Origin of the sequence: Mucilaginibacter sp. (assembly GCF_028288225.1) — a bacterium.
Taxonomy (GTDB): Bacteria; Bacteroidota; Bacteroidia; order Sphingobacteriales; family Sphingobacteriaceae; genus Mucilaginibacter.
In genome coordinates, this window is sequence record NZ_JAQBOC010000045.1 from 42,679 (window position 1) to 61,324 (window position 18,646).

At 40.3% G+C, this 18,646-nt stretch carries 12 protein-coding genes; 7 read left to right on the top strand and 5 right to left on the bottom strand.

Features of this window, described 5'->3' with window-relative positions; all coding sequences use genetic code 11:
• Positions 1 to 57: 57 nt before the first annotated feature.
• Positions 58 to 1,623 carry a carboxylesterase family protein gene (locus tag JWQ54_RS13735; protein ID WP_299585596.1) on the top strand — a complete coding sequence of 522 codons (1,566 nt, stop codon included), beginning with the start codon at positions 58 to 60 and terminating at the stop codon, positions 1,621 to 1,623.
• A gap of 239 nt (positions 1,624 to 1,862) precedes the next feature.
• Positions 1,863 to 3,269, top strand: a complete 1,407-nt coding sequence (locus JWQ54_RS13740) for a Gfo/Idh/MocA family oxidoreductase (RefSeq protein WP_299585598.1) — start codon at positions 1,863 to 1,865, stop codon at positions 3,267 to 3,269.
• Positions 3,270 to 3,690: 421 nt separating this feature from the next.
• On the opposite strand, the gene JWQ54_RS13745 is transcribed toward JWQ54_RS13740, so the two are convergent.
• Positions 3,691 to 6,855 carry a T9SS type A sorting domain-containing protein gene (locus tag JWQ54_RS13745; protein ID WP_299585600.1) on the bottom strand — a complete coding sequence of 1,055 codons (3,165 nt, stop codon included), beginning with the start codon at positions 6,853 to 6,855 and terminating at the stop codon, positions 3,691 to 3,693.
• A 455-nt stretch (positions 6,856 to 7,310) separates the two neighbouring features.
• Between JWQ54_RS13745 and JWQ54_RS13750 the strand changes: the two genes are divergently transcribed.
• Positions 7,311 to 11,048 carry a S8 family serine peptidase gene (locus JWQ54_RS13750; protein WP_299585602.1) on the top strand — a complete coding sequence of 1,246 codons (3,738 nt, stop codon included), beginning with the start codon at positions 7,311 to 7,313 and terminating at the stop codon, positions 11,046 to 11,048.
• Positions 11,049 to 11,123: 75 nt separating this feature from the next.
• Here the strand turns inward: JWQ54_RS13750 and JWQ54_RS13755 are convergent, their stop codons facing one another.
• Complete coding sequence (locus JWQ54_RS13755; RefSeq protein ID WP_299585604.1) at positions 11,124 to 11,618, bottom strand: hypothetical protein; 495 nt, start codon at positions 11,616 to 11,618, stop codon at positions 11,124 to 11,126.
• Positions 11,619 to 11,950: 332 nt separating this feature from the next.
• Between JWQ54_RS13755 and ggt the strand changes: the two genes are divergently transcribed.
• From ggt to JWQ54_RS13775, 4 genes are all read left to right on the top strand, one after another.
• On the top strand, positions 11,951 to 13,660 hold the full coding sequence (gene ggt, locus JWQ54_RS13760) for a gamma-glutamyltransferase (protein WP_299585606.1): 1,710 nt from the start codon (positions 11,951 to 11,953) through the stop codon (positions 13,658 to 13,660).
• 97 nt (positions 13,661 to 13,757) lie between these two features.
• Complete coding sequence (locus tag JWQ54_RS13765; protein WP_299585608.1) at positions 13,758 to 14,207, top strand: MarR family transcriptional regulator; 450 nt, start codon at positions 13,758 to 13,760, stop codon at positions 14,205 to 14,207.
• 351 nt (positions 14,208 to 14,558) lie between these two features.
• Entirely contained in the window at positions 14,559 to 14,990 is a 432-nt protein-coding gene (locus tag JWQ54_RS13770; RefSeq protein ID WP_299585610.1) for an FKBP-type peptidyl-prolyl cis-trans isomerase, read from the top strand.
• Positions 14,991 to 15,065: 75 nt separating this feature from the next.
• Positions 15,066 to 16,007 (top strand): FKBP-type peptidyl-prolyl cis-trans isomerase, encoded by a 942-nt coding sequence (locus JWQ54_RS13775; protein ID WP_299585612.1) that lies wholly within the window; start codon positions 15,066 to 15,068, stop codon positions 16,005 to 16,007.
• Between the two features lies 1 nt (position 16,008).
• On the opposite strand, the gene JWQ54_RS13780 is transcribed toward JWQ54_RS13775, so the two are convergent.
• From JWQ54_RS13780 to JWQ54_RS13790, 3 genes are all read right to left on the bottom strand, one after another.
• Positions 16,009 to 17,322 (bottom strand): deoxyribodipyrimidine photo-lyase, encoded by a 1,314-nt coding sequence (locus JWQ54_RS13780; RefSeq protein ID WP_299585614.1) that lies wholly within the window; start codon positions 17,320 to 17,322, stop codon positions 16,009 to 16,011.
• A complete protein-coding gene (locus JWQ54_RS13785; RefSeq protein WP_299585615.1) occupies positions 17,315 to 18,220 on the bottom strand; it encodes a TIGR01777 family oxidoreductase in 906 nt (301 codons plus the stop codon). Before JWQ54_RS13785 ends, JWQ54_RS13780 begins: the two co-directional genes overlap by 8 nt.
• A 111-nt stretch (positions 18,221 to 18,331) precedes the next feature.
• Entirely contained in the window at positions 18,332 to 18,643 is a 312-nt protein-coding gene (locus tag JWQ54_RS13790; protein ID WP_299585617.1) for a Dabb family protein, read from the bottom strand.
• Positions 18,644 to 18,646: the final 3 nt, after the last annotated feature.

Genomic DNA, 18,646 nt, shown 5'->3' on the forward strand with positions numbered 1-18,646 from the left:
AACCTAATCAACTAATTGCCTATATTGCGTCTGCAAGACACATTATAAACCATTTTCATGAAAAAACTATACACTTTGGCCATTTTCGCCGTCTTAGCGGGCGTTTCCATTTTATTTTATTCATTCAATTTAAAAAAGGGGAACACTGGGTTGGCTGCTGTTATCAATGTTGATGGCGGCAGGATATCCGGTGTTAAAAGCACAACCAGCGATGTGGTATCATTTAAAGGGATCCCATTTGCTGCGCCGCCCATTGGCGGATTACGCTGGAAAGCGCCACAACCTGTTGAGCATTGGGCAGGTATAAAAAAATGCGATGCTTTTGGCCCAAGCCCCATGCAATCAAAGCCTGTTCCATTTGGCGTTTATACTAAGGAGTTTTTAATACCTGAACAGCCCATAAGCGAAGATTGCCTTTACCTTAATATTTGGGCAAAAAACAATCAGAATAATAAAAAGCCGGTTTTTGTATGGATCTATGGCGGCGGCTTTACTTCCGGTGGTACCGCGGTGCCAATTTATGACGGTGAGGCTATGGCGAAAAAAGGGATAATATTTGTATCGGTTAATTACAGGGTGGGTGTTTTTGGTTTCCTTGCCCATCCTGATCTGACAAAAGAATCGCCTTATAAAGCTTCGGGTAACTATGCATTGCTGGATCAGATAGCGGCATTAAATTGGGTTAAAAAAAATATCGAAAAATTTGGCGGCGATCCTGGTAACGTAACCATCGCGGGGCAATCGGCAGGATCTATGAGCGTTAATTGCTTGATGGCCTCTCCTGCTGCTAAAGGTTTGTTTAATAAGGCCATTGCCGAAAGTGGTTCATTGCTGATATCAAACCCGATGATAAAATCCCTTACGCTTCACGATGCTGAAGAGCAAGGCGTTAGACTTGAAGCAGCATTGCATGTCAATTCAATTGATGAGTTACGAAAAATTCCTGCAGCCGATTTGATGAAAGCCCCGGCACGCTATTCGCCCGTCGTAGACGGCTATGTTTTGCCTGAACCTGTTTCGCAAATTTTTGCTGAAGGAAAAGAAAATAGTGTGCCCTTGCTAACTGGCTGGAATGCAGATGAAGGTTTTGTTTTTGGCTTTAAAAAGAAGGATGCTTTTCAACAGGAAGCAAAGGAAAAATATGGTAAGGATGCCGCAGATTTTTTAAAATATTACCCGGCTAATACTGACGAAGAAGCAGTGCATTCACAAACTAAATTAAGCAGGGATCTGATTTTTGCTATATCGGGCTATAAATGGGCGGATATTCAGAGTCAAACAAAAGCCCCGGTTTATGTTTATTATTTTCAGCATAAGCTGCCGGCTACTCCCGAATTTGAGAAATACGGTGCCTTTCATACGGGAGAGGTGGCGTATGCTATGGATAATTTAAAATTTCTTAACCGGCCATGGAAACTGGCTGACAAGATTTTGGCCAAAGAGATCTCGGCCTATTGGGTTAATTTTATTACCAACGGAAATCCCAATGGTAAAAACCTGCCGGCCTGGCCAAAATATAATAAATCTGCAGCTAGGGTTATTGCGTTTGATAATATTGCCCTGGAAAAACAGCTGCCCGATAAGGACGAACTGGAGTTTATGTTGAAGCATGTTGAGAAGTGAGGCGTAGTTGATTGAGTTGATTGAGTTGATTAGGTTGGATTAAGTTGATTAGGTTATTGCAGGGGTGCCCCAATTTAGAATCAACGAAATCGATTAATCATTAAAATCAACGGTTCTGCTAGTTAACTAAATAAACTCAATCAACAAAACACCTATATTGCATTATCAATTATTAACCTGTTTTGCCTTTCAAAGCCGGAAAACCAATTAACCAATTATTACCCTTAACCTAAAAAAATATGTCATCTGATCGCAGGAAATTTATTAAACAACTGGGTAGCACTATTATGCTTACCTCTGCTTCACTTTCAAGTTTTGCAGCCATTGAAGATCATGAAAGAAGGATTTTACAGGCCGATAAACGATACAGTTCAAATGATAAGATAAGAATTGCTACAATAGGGATGGGAATAATGGGGTTTAACGATACGCAGGCCGCACTTACCTGCCCTGGTGTTGAGTTGGTTGGGGTGTGCGATTTGTACCAGGGCAGATTGCTGCGTGCCAAAGAAGTATATGGCGCCAATATATTTACAACAAATGATTACCATGAAATTCTTGACCGAAAAGATGTTGATGCCGTAATTATAGCAACCAGCGACAATTGGCACAGTACCATAGCTATTGATGCTATGCGTAAGGGCAAGGCCGTTTATAGCGAAAAGCCGATGGTGCATTATTTGAGTGAGGGTCTTAATGAAATAAAAACCCAAAAGGAAACCAAGGCGGTTTTCCAGGTTGGGAGCCAGCGTGTAAGCAGTATAGCTTTTCAAAAAGCAAAGGAATTATACCAGGCAGGTGCAATAGGGCAGATAAATTCGATAGAAGCATCATTTAACCGGCAAAATGCGCTTGGCGCCTGGCAATATACTATTCCGCTTGATGGCGGGCTGCAAACCGTTGACTGGAAGAGATTCCAGGCTCAGGAAAAAATAAAACGCCCTTATGAAAGCAACAGATTTTTCAGATGGCGTAATTACCGCGAATATGGTACAGGTGTAGCGGGAGATCTTTTTGTGCACCTGTTAACAGGAATTCACTTTATTACTAATTCCAAAGGTCCGGATAAAATATATGCTATTGGCGGTACATACTATTGGAAAGATGGAAGAAATGTACCCGATGTGATGACAGCTGTTATTGAGTACCCGGCAACCAAAGAACACCCCGCTTTCCAGGCAAATCTTCGTGTGAATTTTATAAGTGGAGAAGGGGAACGGTCATCCACCAAGATCATTGGTTCTGAAGGGGTGATCGATCTTGACGATGATCACGGTTTTACGATCCATAAAAGTAAAATGCCTGCCGCCCCGGGCATAGGGGGCTGGGATTCGTTATTTACTTTCCCCGAAGCCATGCAAAAAACTTTGCTGGACGATTATAATAAAAAATATTCAGCTATAGATCAGCAGGCACCCAGCATCCCCGGGGTAACCTATCATTCGCCCCAGGGATATAATTCTTCAAATGATCATTTTGCAAATTTTATGGACGCTATCCGAAATGGAAAGCCGGTTGTAGAAGATGCAGTATTTGGTTTCCGTGCGGCGGCTCCGGCGTTATCCTGTAATGCAAGCTATTTCCAAAACAAAGTTATCCATTGGGATGCGGAGAATATGAAGGTGGTTAAGGAGAAAGGTAAGTGATGTGATGGTTTTTATAACTGAACCGATAACGCTTTCGCCGAAGTATATTCTGGTAATTAACAGCTTACCGGTTTAAGAATCAAAAAAATCAATAATTTATCAAATCGCCATAACATTAGCAATAACAATGCTAAGTGGGAATTAATGACAATAAATTGTGGAATAAAATGGATGGAATACTAATGGTTACTAATTTTTCTTTTAAATAACAGTAAATAAAATAATAGTTGTTAAAATATTGTTTGGAGATAAATGGGTAAGCGGCGCTTCAAAAGCCAAAAGAAAAAAATTCCACAATATGCTATTTTAAACTTCCCGCTTTGAGTAAAATTTGGGTAATTAGCCTGGGTGAAAGACAAAAGTTTTCATTTACATTAAAAAGCCTTCATCTCTTGCATTTCACCTTTTACTCCGAACAAAATTACATCTTCACAAAAGTAGTTTTCCCAACCAGGCTTTTATCGGTGTTATTTAGTACCTGTATAATGTAAGTGCCGGGTAAAAGTGTAGCAACATCATCCTGCCAGTTAGGTTGTGATGAGGTAGCTGATTTTACAATAGCACCTAAAACATTAACTATTTTAATAGCATATGATTGATTTGAAACTAATGAAGGTGTTTTACCTATGCTTTGCAAGCCTGATAAAAGAGTTGCCTGCGTATTATTTTTTATGGCTAAATTTATTGTATTGAGGGCGGGGTTAGGGTAAACGTTTATAGTATTAGCGGCTACCGTATTGTTGGCAGCCCCATATATTAGTGAAATGTTTTGAGAGTAGCTTATGGTGCCATTAAGATCCTCAACCTTTAAACGGTAGATATCCACAGTTTTTGCAGGGTTTTTATCCATAAAAGTATAAATAGCCTGGGTGCTTGATAAAAAGCCTCCCAATACATCAAATGTTACACCATTGTCGGTGCTTCTTTCAACAGTAAAGTTGGTGTAATTTTCTTCGTTTTCAGTTTTCCAGGCAATTTGTGCTCCTTCAGAAGCTTTTACGGCCGTGAAATTTAATAAATGTATATCTAACGATTTATTTTGCCTGATAACTATAGAAAAACGGTCGCTTCCAATACTTGATGTATCGGCAAGATCAACATTGAAGATATAAGAATTATTATTGCGGAGATCTAAAGAATCTTTTTTGTATTTATCCATCAGCCATACCTCGTATATTGGCGGAAGAGAGTCAATTAGAGTTCGTTGTAACGTAAATTGTCTTGATACGGCAGCCTGTACTTTTAATCTAATTATCACAGGCGCCAGCTTTGGCAACGCTAAAAGGTTTATAGCTAATGGGATATTATCAGATGAAAAACTCGATAAGCCTTCAAGGGCTCCCATGCCCCCAAGATCCCGGGCATCTTCATATCCACTATATTTTGCAGATGCGCCTGATTTAAATGCTATTATAATATCATCGTAATTTGCGGAGTCTGCAAACATTTTTAGCCTAAGCAATTTAGCAATTTCCTGTTTTACAGGCTCGCCCATATATAAATTGCCGTTTGTTAATTGAGAGGTGGGAGACTTGGCTGTTTCATTAAATATTAATGAAGCGGTAGCGGTTGTACTTTTTACAAAAAATCCTTGCCCGCTTACTATTTTACCACTAAAGGTACCGGTATGAGAACTATAAGAGAAAGCATCATATTGGTTACTTACCGGGTTTAATACATATATGTTTGGGTCAATATTTGTTGCGACAATACCGCCGGCATTAACTTTATCCCAATCAATTGTGCATGCATATGGGTTGCCTACCATATTAAATCCACGTATGGCAGTATTGTCTGCTGTAGAAGTATATCCTAAATATGAAGAGGTTGGGGTATACCAATTTTTTACAGTCACTGATCCCTGGTTTAATTTACCAGTTGCAGTTAATGTTACATTTTCGGGTGCAATAAATGGATAGCCTGTTCTTGTTGACCAATTTGTGGCGGCACCCCTAAAGAAGAATAATATTCCGTTACCTATAGGTATATTATAAATACCTTGATCAGACGTGCCAATTGCTGTTGGCAAGTTGATATTAGTAATGCCAATGAAGTTGCCACTGGTAAAGGAAGTGTTGCTTGGAGCCCTGTTCTCGCGGTATAAATAGGTTGAAGGATTACCTGCACTGGTATTTCCGCCTGCCGCACCGGTAATAAAAGCATTGGTGCTGCTGGAGGCTCCTGTCGTTTGCCCGGCAGTAGCGCCTACTATATAATTTAAACCATAAATGTAATTGCCGCTGACCTGGGTGCCTGTGTTAACAGCCGAAGAAATAATACGGTAATTACGCTCGACCCAGCGCTTTTTTAGGTTATCGTATGTGTTGCCTCCCTGGAAATATCTTTCGACGTTAAATGTGCCGGTTGCAGATGAGGTTGAGCTTATAGCTGCAATTGCTGCAGAACCCAAAGCATCAGATTGAAGAGTAAAGGTACCTGATGTATTGGTTACGGCTACAGTAGTTCCTGTTGGATATATTATAGAGGTTGAACCTAAATAAAATGTTCCGGTATTAGTAACAGCCGTGCTTTGGCCCGATAAAGTAATAATGCATGACGAGCCTGATGTGCCCGCATAAAAAGTTCCTGAATTAGTAATAAAAGACTGAAATAAGTTAAGTGAAATTGTTGTGCCGGAATCTGCTTTAAAGGTTGCGGAGTTAGTAACCCCTTCGCCGTTACTGTTTGCAGTTATGGTTGTGCCACTTAACCACATGTTGCCGGGAGTGCCCGCATTTTGAATATATGTTGCGCCTCCCTGGAAGGCAAATGTGGAGCCATGGTCCCTGAATGTGCCAGTATTGTTTATGCGGTTAAACAGCGTGCCGCTATTATTAATATTAAATGTACAGGTTTTTGACGTAAAGGATGATGCTGCTCCGGTGTTGTAAACGGATGCGTTTGACCCGCCTAATGTAAAAGTACAGGAGGTTGCCTTAAACGTACCTGTATTATTAATAAGACATGCCGGTGTGCTGCTGCCTGATAATGTAAATGTGGCACTTGTTCCACTAACGGTTCCGCTGTTAGCTAATGATGAATAATCACCTAATTTTAATTGAGAGCCTGATAAGAAATTTAATGTTCCTGCATTTGTTAAAGTGCCCTGGTTTGTGGTAAAGTCTACAATGGCGGTTGAATTGAAATTTACTGTTACGCCTGATGTTACCGACATTGCCCCCTGGTACATAAAGCTGCATGTACCGGCAACAGATGCTGTACCCATTCCGCTAAGTGTAAGTACTACTGAAGCACCGGATGGCTGTGCCATGCTTATGCCGTTGGTTACTGTAAGCTGAGGTGTGGTACCTGTAAATTGAATGTTTAAACCGCTAACCCCATAGTTGGTTGTTGCAAATGAAAATATTGTATGTGTGCCGTTATAAGTAATTGTTGCATTGCTTGTATTTATATACGCAACATCTGTTGTTCCGGTACTTCCCGGATACCCTGTGCCTGGCGACCAATTTGAATTTGTATTCCAATTACCACTTGTTCCGCCTACCCACGTATAGGTGGTTGCCCTTGAAACTTTGCTGAATATCAGAACTATGAATATAAAGCAGAAAAGTAATTTTGTTTTCAACAGCTTATAAATTAATAAGGTGATTAAAATAATATTTAGGTAATCAATATAATATTCACATTAATAGCTAATTATCAATATAACTAAGTTGTTTATTTGCTTGTTAACATTGATTATTAGGAAAACTTTAGGGGTTTAAGGTTTAATAATAATTAACTGGCGAAACCACTTATACGTAATAATAATCAGTTAGTTACAAATATTCTTATTTATTGTATGTTTTATAAAAAGAGGTGTAGAAGCATTAAAATGCTGTTTATTGGGATTGAATTACAATGGTATTGGCATTTGAATCGAAATCATTCACAAGGATTAAAGTCAATTGGTTGATAAGCCATGTCAACCAATAAAAAACTACGAGATTTAAGTGAAAAACAAATTTTATATTGCGCCTTAAATACAGCAATTTGTTTTACCTGTATATTTAGTGTTTAAACCGGTACCACAAAAAATACATGAATAAACTATACGCAGCAGTTGCCCTCCTTTTTTTATTGCTGTGCTTTACCGATATCACCTTTGGTCAGCAAATTCCCGTTAATGAAACCAAAAAAAAGGAGCTGACTGATCTTTCTGCCCAATCAAATAATACATTTGTTATCAACCATAATAATGCATTATTACTCGCTAAAAAAAATGGATGGGTAGTAAGGAGGAAGACAAAAAAAGGCGGACTAATTTCTTTGCAGGGTGTAAATAGTTTGGGCTTTCCTATTTATCTTAAAACTGATAATAATACTGCAGCCGCTGCAACTACCGGAACCAACACTGTGCAGCCTGGTGGTTCGGCAGGTTTAAATCTGTCAGGATCAAGTATTGCAATTAACAATAAATTAGCTATTTGGGACGGCGGATCAGTTTTCAAAGCACACCAGGAATTTGCTGGTAAAGTTATTACGCTGTATGACTCAAGCGGGGTAATTGACCATGCCACCCATGTATCGGGTACCATGATAGCCAAGGGGGTTTATGCCCCGGCTAAAGGTATGGCGTTCAATGCCGCTACTTTACAATCGTATGATTTTGATAATGATGTAGCAGAAATGAGTGCGGCAGCGCCAGGACTATTGCTTTCAAACCACTCATATGGTGATGCTGCGGGATGGTATTTTAATGACCTTGAAAACCATTGGGAATGGTATGGTTTACCGGGTGACAGTGTTGATTACAGTTTTGGCTTTTATGGCAGCAGAACGCAAGACTGGGATAAAATAGCTTATAATGCACCTTATTATTTAATAGTGGAATCGGCGGGTAATAGCCGTTCAGACACCGGGCCGGCTGTCGGCGAAGATTATTATGGATACCAAAGCAAATCCAATCAAACTTTGGTTAATAAGGGGCCGAGGCCAGCTGGCATAAGCAGCAATAATGGTTACGATATTATTGCAACAACAGGTAATGCCAAAAATGTATTAACAGTAGGAGCTGTAAACCCTTTGCCAAACGGCGCTGCCAGCAGTAAGGATATAACCATTGCATATTTTAGCAGTTACGGGCCAACCGACGACGGTCGTATTAAACCTGATATAGTGGGTGATGGCCTGGACGTATTATCAACAGGCAGCGGCAGTAAAACTTCCTATCTCACGCTATCCGGAACTTCAATGGCTGCACCTAATATAACCGGTTCATTATATTTATTGCAGGAGTACTATACACAAAAAAACAGCGGTAAATTTATGCGTGCTGCCACACTCAAAGGGCTAGCCTGCCATACCGCCTTTGATGCAGGCAATGCGGGCCCCGACTATATTTATGGATGGGGTTTGCTTGATATGCGCAAGGCAGCACAAGCCATAACAGATGATGATAGCAAAAGCCTGATAAAGGAAAGCACATTGCAGCAAGGGCAAAAACAAACTTATAATGTAATTGCATCGGGCAGTGGATCTTTGGCAGCAACCATATCATGGACAGACCCGGCGGGAACTCTTACCCTGGATGGAACGGTTAACAGCCGCACGCCAAAACTGGTAAACGACCTTGATATCAGGATAAGTGATAGTACAACAACTTTTAAACCATGGGTATTAGATCCGTTGAATCCATCCATTGCGGCAAAAACGGGCGATAATATTTTAGATAATATTGAACAGATCTATATCCCGGGAGCTGTTGCAGGCAAAATGTACACTATTACAGTATCAAACAAAGGTACGCTGCAGGCAGGTGCACAAGATTTTTCACTTATAGTAACAGGAGTAGGAGGGAATACTTATTGCGTATCAAAGCCATTGTCAAATGCTGATTCACGTGTTAATAATGTAACATTGGCAAACCTTAATTATACTGCGCCCGCAGGCTGTACCGGTTATTCGGACCATACCGATCTGACCGCTCAGCTGGAGCTTGGAAAAACATATTCGTTAAGTATTACCTTGGGTACCTGCGGCGCAAATTTTAACAAAGCAGCCAAAGTTTATATAGATTGGAACGGCAATGGTATTTTTGATGCGAATGAACTCATAGCAACATCGGGCATTATTAATGCAACGGGTACTTATACAACAAACATAAGCATACCCGCAACAGTGGTGCCTGATAATTTTAGCATAATGCGTGTAGTACTCACCGAAACAAATGATACATCGGCAATAAAACCATGTGGTACTTATGCAAAAGGTGAAACACAGGATTACAGGGTGCAATTTTTGCAAACAAGTAACGATGCCGGAATAATTTCAATTGTTAATCCTGATTCGGCTGGCTCGTGCTCAGCAGCTACACAAATTACAGTAAGGCTTAAAAACTTTGGCAGACTGGCCATAAGCAATATTCCCGTTATAGTTACTATCACTGCTCCCGATAATTCGATCACTACTTTAACCCAAACCTATACCGGAACGCTGCAACCTTTGGAGCAGGAAGATTTTATCCTGAATAGCTCATTTGATGCAATTGCCGGATCAACGTATAAAATTGTTGCTGCTAGCAGCCTGGCCAATGACCCTGTTAGTGCCAACAACCAGGTATCAGAAACAGTAACTATCAGTCCGCCGCCTGTAGCAACAGATCTTACAGCCTATTATTGCGAGGATAGCAAACAGTACCAGGGATCCGGCTCGGGAGACGGAGAGTTGTTATGGTATCAAAACATTAACGATGCTATACCTGTTGCGTATGGCTCACCTGCATTAATATCACAGGAACCGGTAAACAACACCTATTATGCAGGCCTTAATGATTTTACAGGAAGCGTTGGCCCTGCAACAAAAAATGCATTTACAGGTGGCGGCTATAACCAATTTTCGCCTTATGTTAGTGTAACCACGAAAATTCCGGTAATTATTGAAAGTGCCCGCTTATATATAGGTAACTCTGGAAAGATAACATTTAACGTTGCAGATGCGAGTGGCCGTACCGTATCAAGCAGTACTATTAATGCCCTAGCCACCCGCACTAGTCCGCTTCCCGGGGCACAGCCTGATGATGCTAATGACCAGGGAGCTATTTATAACCTTAACTTATTGCTGCCAGCGGCGGGAGATTATACCATTAATGTAGCATATGATAACACAGCAACCATATACCGTAATAACGCGGGTGTAACAGGTTATCCATTTAAGATAGGAAATATATTTAGTATTACCGGAAACAATGCCACCTCAGATACTGATACGGCAGCCTATAAAGGTTACTATTATTATTTGTATGATATTAAAGTAAAAAGCGCCGGATGTCCTTCAACAGTAAGACAGGCTGTAATGGTTTCTAAACCTGTAATAACTCAAAGCGGAACAATTTTAAGCTCAAGTATTGCAGCAAATAACCAGTGGTATTTAAATGGGAAAGCAATTGTTGGGGCAACCAATGCAACTTATAACCCGGCACAAAGCGGCAATTACAAGGTTGGGCTTCTGTTAGATGATGGATGCATAGCACTATCTGACAATTATGTCTATATAATAACAGCCAATAACGCAGGCAATAATACTGACATAGGTTTGGTGTTATTTCCGGTGCCGGCAAGCAGCCAGTTAAACATTATTTTCGCTGCTAAAAACAGTGATGACCTAACCATTTCTCTTATAAACGTCGCTGGACAAATAGCATATAAAAGCCAGCAGACAATTGCAGCGGGAAATTTTAGTACCATAGCTGATGTAACAAACCTGCCACCCGGAAGCTATATTTTAAAGATCAGGATAGGGCAAAAGGCCTATAATACGAAGGTAATTATTTTAAGGTAGGGGAAGGCAGAAAGCTAAAAGCTTAAAGCAGAAGGCTATTAAAAAGCTTTGGACTTTAAGCTTTCTGCTTTTAGCTTAAAAAGTATACTTTATACCTAATCCTGGTGCAATATCAAAAAATGGCCCAGTAGCCAGCTCAGCACGTGGGTTAAGATCAAGGCTGACTGCAATTGGCGATTGCGGTATCACATACTCTAACCCTAAAACACCATCAACACCCAGCAGTATATGGCTGTTATTATAGTATTCATCATCACCGTTAAATCTGCGGTAAAGGCCGCTGCCAATAGCGCCAATATGTGCCCCGGCACCATAATAAAATTTAAGTTCCTTCACCCCAAAAGCTACCTGGTGTACCTCGTATAAACCAGTGATAACCACACCGTGCGACCTGAAGCCTAACAGCCCTTCAAGGGCTACATCATTAGTGGTAAAATATTTAGCGGAAATACCATTTTCATAGCCGCCGAACTTTAAACCAACGGCGGTTTTGTAATCCTGTGCGTTTGAACGTTTGCAGATCAGTAAAAATGAAGCTAAAATAAATGAGCAGATAAGTAATTTTTTCATTCGATAAATTATTTGTCAAGGTTAATGAAGTTATTTATTCAAATTCATACCTGAATAATATTTTCATATATGTAAAAGCTAATAAACGGCAGAATTAATGTTTTATTGGTGTTTTGCTAAAGCGGTGGTTGCCCTAAGTTAACAACCGGTTGGTTTTCAAGTAAAAATAATTGAGATATATTTACCTCAATTATATAAATAATATATTTTGAGTGGATAGCTTCAATATGTGGAAGGTAAAGCCAAATCATATTATCATCCTAAATAAACCTGGATCTTCATTTTTTAAATCTAAATATGATAAATTAGTCCGATTAATTTCCGCGGATACTATGCACTACCAACTCAACTTAAAACAAACAACCTTACTCTTGTTTTCAATTGTTTTTTTACAGAACACGTTTGCACAGGATCAACCGGTAAAAAGCCCGGATAGTTTATATCATAACGGAATGGTAGTTTGTGCTACACCCGATGCTTCGAAAGTTGGCCTGGAGATCCTAAAAAAAGGAGGTAATGCGGTTGATGCGGCTGTTGCGGTGCAATTTGCACTGGCGGTAACCCATCCTGAGGCAGGGAATATTGGTGGAGGTGGTTTTATGGTCTACCGGTCGGCAAAGGGGAAAACTAATACACTTGATTTTCGGGAGAAGGCGCCTGCAGCGGCCAGCGCAAACATGTACCTTGACAGCGCCGGAAACGTAATACCTGATATGAGTATTTTAACCCACCAGGCATCCGGTATACCCGGGTCTGTTGATGGCATGGTTAAAGCATATCGAAAATATGGAAAACTAAAATGGGAAGAACTTGTACAGCCGGCAATTGACATGGCACATACCGGATTTAAAATATCAAAGCGCCTTGCCGGGGATCTTAACTGGGGCAGTGGCCAGTTTAAAAAATTAAACCCGGGTAAAACCTATTTATTGAAAGATAGTGTTTGGAAGGAAGGCGACCTGCTGGTACAGGAGGACCTTGCAAAAACGCTCGAGCTGATCCGTGATAAGGGAAGAAAAGGCTTTTATAAAGGTAAGGTTGCAGATGAACTGGTTGAGGAAATGAAGAGCGGCCAGGGTATCATAACAAAAAAAGATCTTAAAAAATATCATTCCGTTTGGCGCAAAGCTATTACCGGCAAGTATAAAGGCTATAAAATTATTACTATGCCACCGCCATCAAGCGGGGGGATCGCCTTATTGCAATTACTGAATTCGGTTGAAAATTACCCATTGCACCGGTGGGGCTATAACCAGGATTCAACCGTTCAGCTGATAGTTGAAGCAGAGCGCAGGGTATATGCCGACCGTTCAAAATATTTGGGTGATCCTGATTTTTATAAAGTTCCTGTAGATAGCTTGCTAAAGCCGGCCTACATTGAAGATCGCATGAAGAACTTTAGCTGGGATGCCGCTACCCCAAGCAGTACCATCCAGCCAGGTTCATTCGCGGGTTATGAAAGCGACCAAACTACCCACTATTCTATTATTGACCGTGAAGGTAATTCTGTAGCGATAACTACAACGCTGAACGGATCATTCGGCTCGAAGATCTTTGTCGCAGGTGCGGGATTTTTGTTAAATAATGAGATGGATGACTTTAGTTCGAAGCCGGGAGTGCCAAATATGTTCGGACTTATTGGTGGAAAGGCAAACAGCATACAGCCGGGTAAACGGATGCTATCGTCAATGACGCCTACTATTATTGAAAAAGATGGAAAACTGTTTATGGTTGTTGGCACACCGGGCGGATCAACCATTATTACTTCGGTATTTCAAACTATTTTAAATGTGATAGAGTTTGACCAGGACATGCAGCAGGCAGTTAGCTCAAAACGTTTTCATCATCAATGGCTGCCAGACCAGGTGAATATTGAAAAAGGTGCCTTTGATGATATCACAATTGAGAAATTACAGCAAAAAGGCTATAAAATAATTAGTGGGGGAGCAAGTGGCAGGGTTGATGCAATTTTAGTAACAAAAGACGGTTATTACCAGGGCGGCGCCGACCCGAGAGGGGATGACAGTAAGATGGGGTGGTAGGTGATGGACCATAGTCGATGGACCATGGTAGAAAAGTTAATTTATATCCCTGTATTAAGTAAAAACAAACCATGGTCTATCGACCATTGACCAGAATATGAACCAAAACATAAAACACCAGGAAACTATTGATTATTTTTTGAAGATAGTTTGGCAAACTGTAGCTAACCGGTACAACCAGCTGGTTACTGAATTTGGCATAACGCAATCAATAGGTTATTTGCTTATTAATATTGATGAAAAGGAAGGAACCACAGTTTCGCATGCAGCAGCTTTGCTGGGCCTAAAATCAACCAGCCTTTCGCGGATGCTACGCCAGCTGGAGAAATCAGGCTTGATATACCGCGAATCAAACAAGGGAGACAAACGTTCGGTTAAAATTTATTTGACCGAGCTGGGCAAGGAGAAGCGCCACCAGGCCCGTGTAATAGGGAAAAAATTTAACAATTATCTTAATGATAATATTAGTGAAAGCGATAGAGAATATTTGGTAAAGATGCTTAAGAAAGTAAATCAGCTTACGCTAAATTTTAAACCGGAGGAATAGTTTATTTTAACAAAATGAAAAAAAAGATCAATTAACCCAATCCAACATAATCAACTTATTTAACCGCATAACCCACACGTTTCTAACAAAAACACCGTTATTAGTAGCGAAACCCCAACTCAAACCGTATAGGTTTTTACAGCCTTGTACTAATTAATTGTTAAAAAGTGTTAAGCTGCCGTTTTTGAATTATAAAAGAATAAATTTGCCGATTGAAACATAGGTGCCAGTTTGCGTGTATGCCTGTGAGGATAAGGGCAAATAAACTGAATGAATGATAGGATGAACAGGATACTGTTATTTTTTTTGCTTTTATGTGCTTGTTTTGCCGGGTGTAAAAAAACAAACAATGTGCCGGCGCAAATTAGCGCGCAGCAGGCAATTGATGAGAAAATAATAACTGCTTATTTGAAAAGCAACAACATTACTGCACAAGTGATAGACTCGGCAAATGTTTCAACAGGGATCTATTATGTAATTGATACCCTTGGATCAGGAATCGACCTGTATACAAGCTCGACGCTGATCACAGTAGGCTATAAAGCATCGTTGTTAACTACGGGCAAAGAATTTGTATCAACTGATCAATTTCACCCAACGTATATATTGGGGGCAACCATAAAAGGATGGCAGTTTGGGATTCCCAAAGTTAAAAAAGGTGGTACAATAACACTGTATTTACCATCGCACTATGCTTATGGGCCTTTTGCGCAGCCAACATTAGGATTGCCGGCAAACGCAATACTTATTTTTAATATAAAAGTTTATAATATAACCAACTAACATAAAAAAAGGATCAGCGCACTAAATATAATGTGTAATGAGAGCTGTACTTAGCAGCAAAAACAACAGTAACAAATGAGAAACAAAATTTTTACCCTTCTTTTAATTTCTGCTATAGGTTTAGTATCATGCCGCAAAGGCAAAATTGAACAGAATATTAAGCAGTATGATGAAAGTCAGATCCAGAATTATATTAGTGCGAATGGAATAACCGGGTTGAAAAAAGATACATCAGGCGGCGATACTACCGGTATACATTACAAAATAATACTGCCAGGTAATACAGCCCTTGGTCCTTTGGATTATCCTGATCAAGTATCTTTTGTGTTTACTTTACGTTCTATGGATGGTAAATATGTATCTTCAGATACTATCCAAAACCATATGGAAGATTACCTTGGTCATTTAACATCTGATGCATTGCCTTATGGGTTGCAGCTTTCTATAAAAAACCTGGTTAAGTATAAAGGTGCAAGTGCACGTTTACTTATACCGTCCCACCTGGCCTATGGCGTTAGCGGGTATGGTTCTGGCAGCTCGCAAAATGCAAATACAAAAATAGCAGGTAACCAGTGCCTTGATTACTATGTACACGTAATTGACAATTATAAAACATATGATGAGCAGGTGATCCACAATAATTATGACGTTTCAACCTATATCAAAAAAGAAAGTGTATTGTACCCGGGCAATTTTTATTACTATAAAATATTAACGCCGGGCACCGGTGCAAGCCCAATTACTGCTGCCGGTTCATTTACGGCAACTTATACAGGGTCATTACTTAACGGAACTGTTTTTGACGGCGCTAATAATGGAGATAATATTTCTGCGCCTTTAATTGTTTCATCATTGGTTCCGGGCGTGCAGGAAGCGTTACAAAACAACGTTGTTGTCGGGACAAAAATTTCTATAATAATTCCTTCTACCTTAGGTTATGCCAATACTACATCAGGTACTATCCCTACCAACAGTGTGCTCCGGTTTACATTTGTAATTGTAACTGTAACACCATAAATTATTTAGACAAGGCTTCTTTAAAAGCCTTTAAGCAGCGGTCCCGGGCAAAAGTGTGATCAATAATGGGTTTTGGATATTTGCTGAAGTCGGCATATTCCGGAACCCATTTTTTTATATATTCAAGTTCGGGATCGAACTTTTTAAGCTGTGAATCAGGATTAAAGATCCGGAAGTAAGGCGCAGCATCGGTACCAGAGCCAGCCGACCATTGCCAGCCGCCAACGTTGCTGGCCATTTCATAATCAAGTAGTTTACGGGCAAAATAGCGCTCGCCCCAGCGCCAATCAATCAAAAGATCTTTACTTAAAAAGCTTGCTGTTACCATACGCACCCGGTTATGCATATAGCCTGTTGTATTCAGCTCGCGCATGCCGGCGTCAACAAGCGGAAAACCGGTTTGTCCATTGCACCATGCTTCAAATTGCTTTTCGTCATTTACCCATTTAATACGATCATATTCCGGACGGAAAGCATGGTCGGCAGTTTTTGGAAAATGATGTAATATCATCATATAAAACTCGCGCCATACCAACTCATTCAACCATGTTTTTTCTTTAAAGGCATTTGCTGTGCGGATGAGTTCGCGGATGCTTACTGTGCCAAACCTTAAATGCAGGCCAATATGCGTTGTGCCTTTAATGGCAGGGAAATCTCTTTTTTCAGCATAATCAAGGATCAGTTTTTTATAATGGATAGTAGGGAATTTTCTGTTGCTTTTTTCAAAGCCCATTTGGTTTAATGATGGAATGTTGAAAGCTTTGGTTTGACAAAAGTTTTTGAAATATTTTTTATTGGGGTAGGCTTTTAAATGTAAAGGGGTTAATTTTTGATACCATTTGCGCATGTAAGGGGTGTAAACCGTGTAGGGCTTTCCATCATCCTTAATTACTTCATCGCGCTCAAAAATTACCTGGTCCTTATAGGTATTAAAAGGGATCTCGTGCTTTTTTAGATAAGCAGCTATAGCTTCATCACGTACTTTAGCATTAGGTTCATAATCATGGTTGGTATAAACAGCAGTTATGTTATGCTCCTTTATTAGCTTATTCCATGCGTGTTCGGGCTTATCATATACTATTAGTAAGCTGCTGCCATGTTGTTGTAGCTCTTTGTTCAGTGCTTCAGCAGTTTGGTAAATAAAGGTTACCCGGGCATCGTCCTTATCTTCCAGTTTATCCAATATTTCTTTATCAAAAATAAAGACTGGCAATACAGGGCTGCCACTTTTTAAAGCATGATAAAGTCCGGCATTGTCATCCAAACGAAGATCCCGCCTGAACCAAAATGCCAAAACCTCCGAATGCTTATCCATAAATTTCTTTTAACGCTGATGTGATATCAGGATATTTAAAGCTAAATCCTGCATTTTCAATTTTTTGTGCCGATACTTTTGTGCTGCCTAATACTATAGTGCTCATTTCGCCCAGTAAAAGCTTTAATAAAAATGCAGGTACCTTAGGCGCCCACAAGGGCCTATGCAGCTGTTTGGCAATTGCCTTGATTAGCTGTTTATTGGTTACCGGGTTAGGGGATACCATGTTATAAACGCCCGTGAAACTTTCATTTTCAATGGCAAGCATGTACATATTAACAACATCCTGCCAGTGAATCCATGGAATCCATTGTTTCCCGCTACCCAATGGTGAGCCAACATAAAGCTTTACAGGCAGCGCCATTTGCCTTAATGCGCCACCGTTATTAAGCACCACCCCGGTTCGGAATTTAACTGTCCGCAAATTTAGTTTTTTGCCTTCGTCAACGGCGGCTTCCCACTCAACGCAGCATTTACTCATGAAATCATTATTCGGAGCACTATCTTCTGTCAGCAGTTCATCACCACGATCACTGTAATATCCAATTGCCGAGGCCGATACTATGGAATTAACCTCATCCTTTTTTGTGTGAAGTAATTGATAAACCAGTCCGATGGATTTTGTACGGCTATCAATAATTTCTCTCTTTCGTTCGTCCGTCCAGCGTTTGTCAGCAATACCTGCGCCTGCTAAATGAACAATCAGGTCTACGCCATCAATACAATGCTCGTCTATTTCGCCCTTATTAACATCCCACAAAAAAGTTTTTACTTGTGGATCATTACCCGGCTTACGGCTTAAATGACTTACCTGGTAGCCCTTTTTCAGCAATTGTGAGGTAAGGGCTTTACCAATGAGCCCGGTGCCGCCGGTGAGGAGGATGTGTTTTGAGTTCATAGTTGATTGGAGTCCATAGTCGATGGTCCATAGACCATGGTGAAAACTGTTAAATTACCCTGTAAATAATAGCTATCGACTATCGTCCATGGTCTATAGACAACTAGCCAGCTACACATTAATACTATTTGACACAACAACTTTACTGCAAAGGGGTTTTGCATAGTTTTCGGCAAATAATACATGGGTTGGATCTACCTGGTAGGCTTCCTGCGCTTCAGGGCTATCAAATAAAAGCAGCAGGGATACATCATAGGAGCGGTCAACCACTGAACGAAATGTTTCGGCTGGTACACCAATATGGATCTCACGGATATGCGGAATAGGAATAAGTGTGTTTAAGCCATCAATCAATTGCTGTTCATCTGCTTTGTCATTTAGCCAGAAATGTACGTGGTGAACGAAGGTGTTTTTTAGAAGCATTGT

Excerpts from the sequence above, each read along its gene's own strand:
- JWQ54_RS13735 (WP_299585596.1), top strand. The coding sequence starts at position 58 with ATGAAAAAACTATACACTTTGGCCATTTTCGCCGTCTTAGCGGGCGTT.
- JWQ54_RS13775 (WP_299585612.1), top strand. The coding sequence starts at position 15,066 with ATGAGAAACAAAATTTTTACCCTTCTTTTAATTTCTGCTATAGGTTTA.
- JWQ54_RS13780 (WP_299585614.1), bottom strand. The coding sequence starts at position 17,322 with ATGGATAAGCATTCGGAGGTTTTGGCATTTTGGTTCAGGCGGGATCTT.
- JWQ54_RS13790 (WP_299585617.1), bottom strand. The coding sequence starts at position 18,643 with ATGCTTCTAAAAAACACCTTCGTTCACCACGTACATTTCTGGCTAAAT.
- JWQ54_RS13740 (WP_299585598.1), top strand. The coding sequence starts at position 1,863 with ATGTCATCTGATCGCAGGAAATTTATTAAACAACTGGGTAGCACTATT.
- JWQ54_RS13750 (WP_299585602.1), top strand. The coding sequence starts at position 7,311 with ATGAATAAACTATACGCAGCAGTTGCCCTCCTTTTTTTATTGCTGTGC.
- JWQ54_RS13755 (WP_299585604.1), bottom strand. The coding sequence starts at position 11,618 with ATGAAAAAATTACTTATCTGCTCATTTATTTTAGCTTCATTTTTACTG.
- JWQ54_RS13765 (WP_299585608.1), top strand. The coding sequence starts at position 13,758 with ATGAACCAAAACATAAAACACCAGGAAACTATTGATTATTTTTTGAAG.
- JWQ54_RS13785 (WP_299585615.1), bottom strand. The coding sequence starts at position 18,220 with ATGAACTCAAAACACATCCTCCTCACCGGCGGCACCGGGCTCATTGGT.
- ggt (WP_299585606.1), top strand. The coding sequence starts at position 11,951 with ATGCACTACCAACTCAACTTAAAACAAACAACCTTACTCTTGTTTTCA.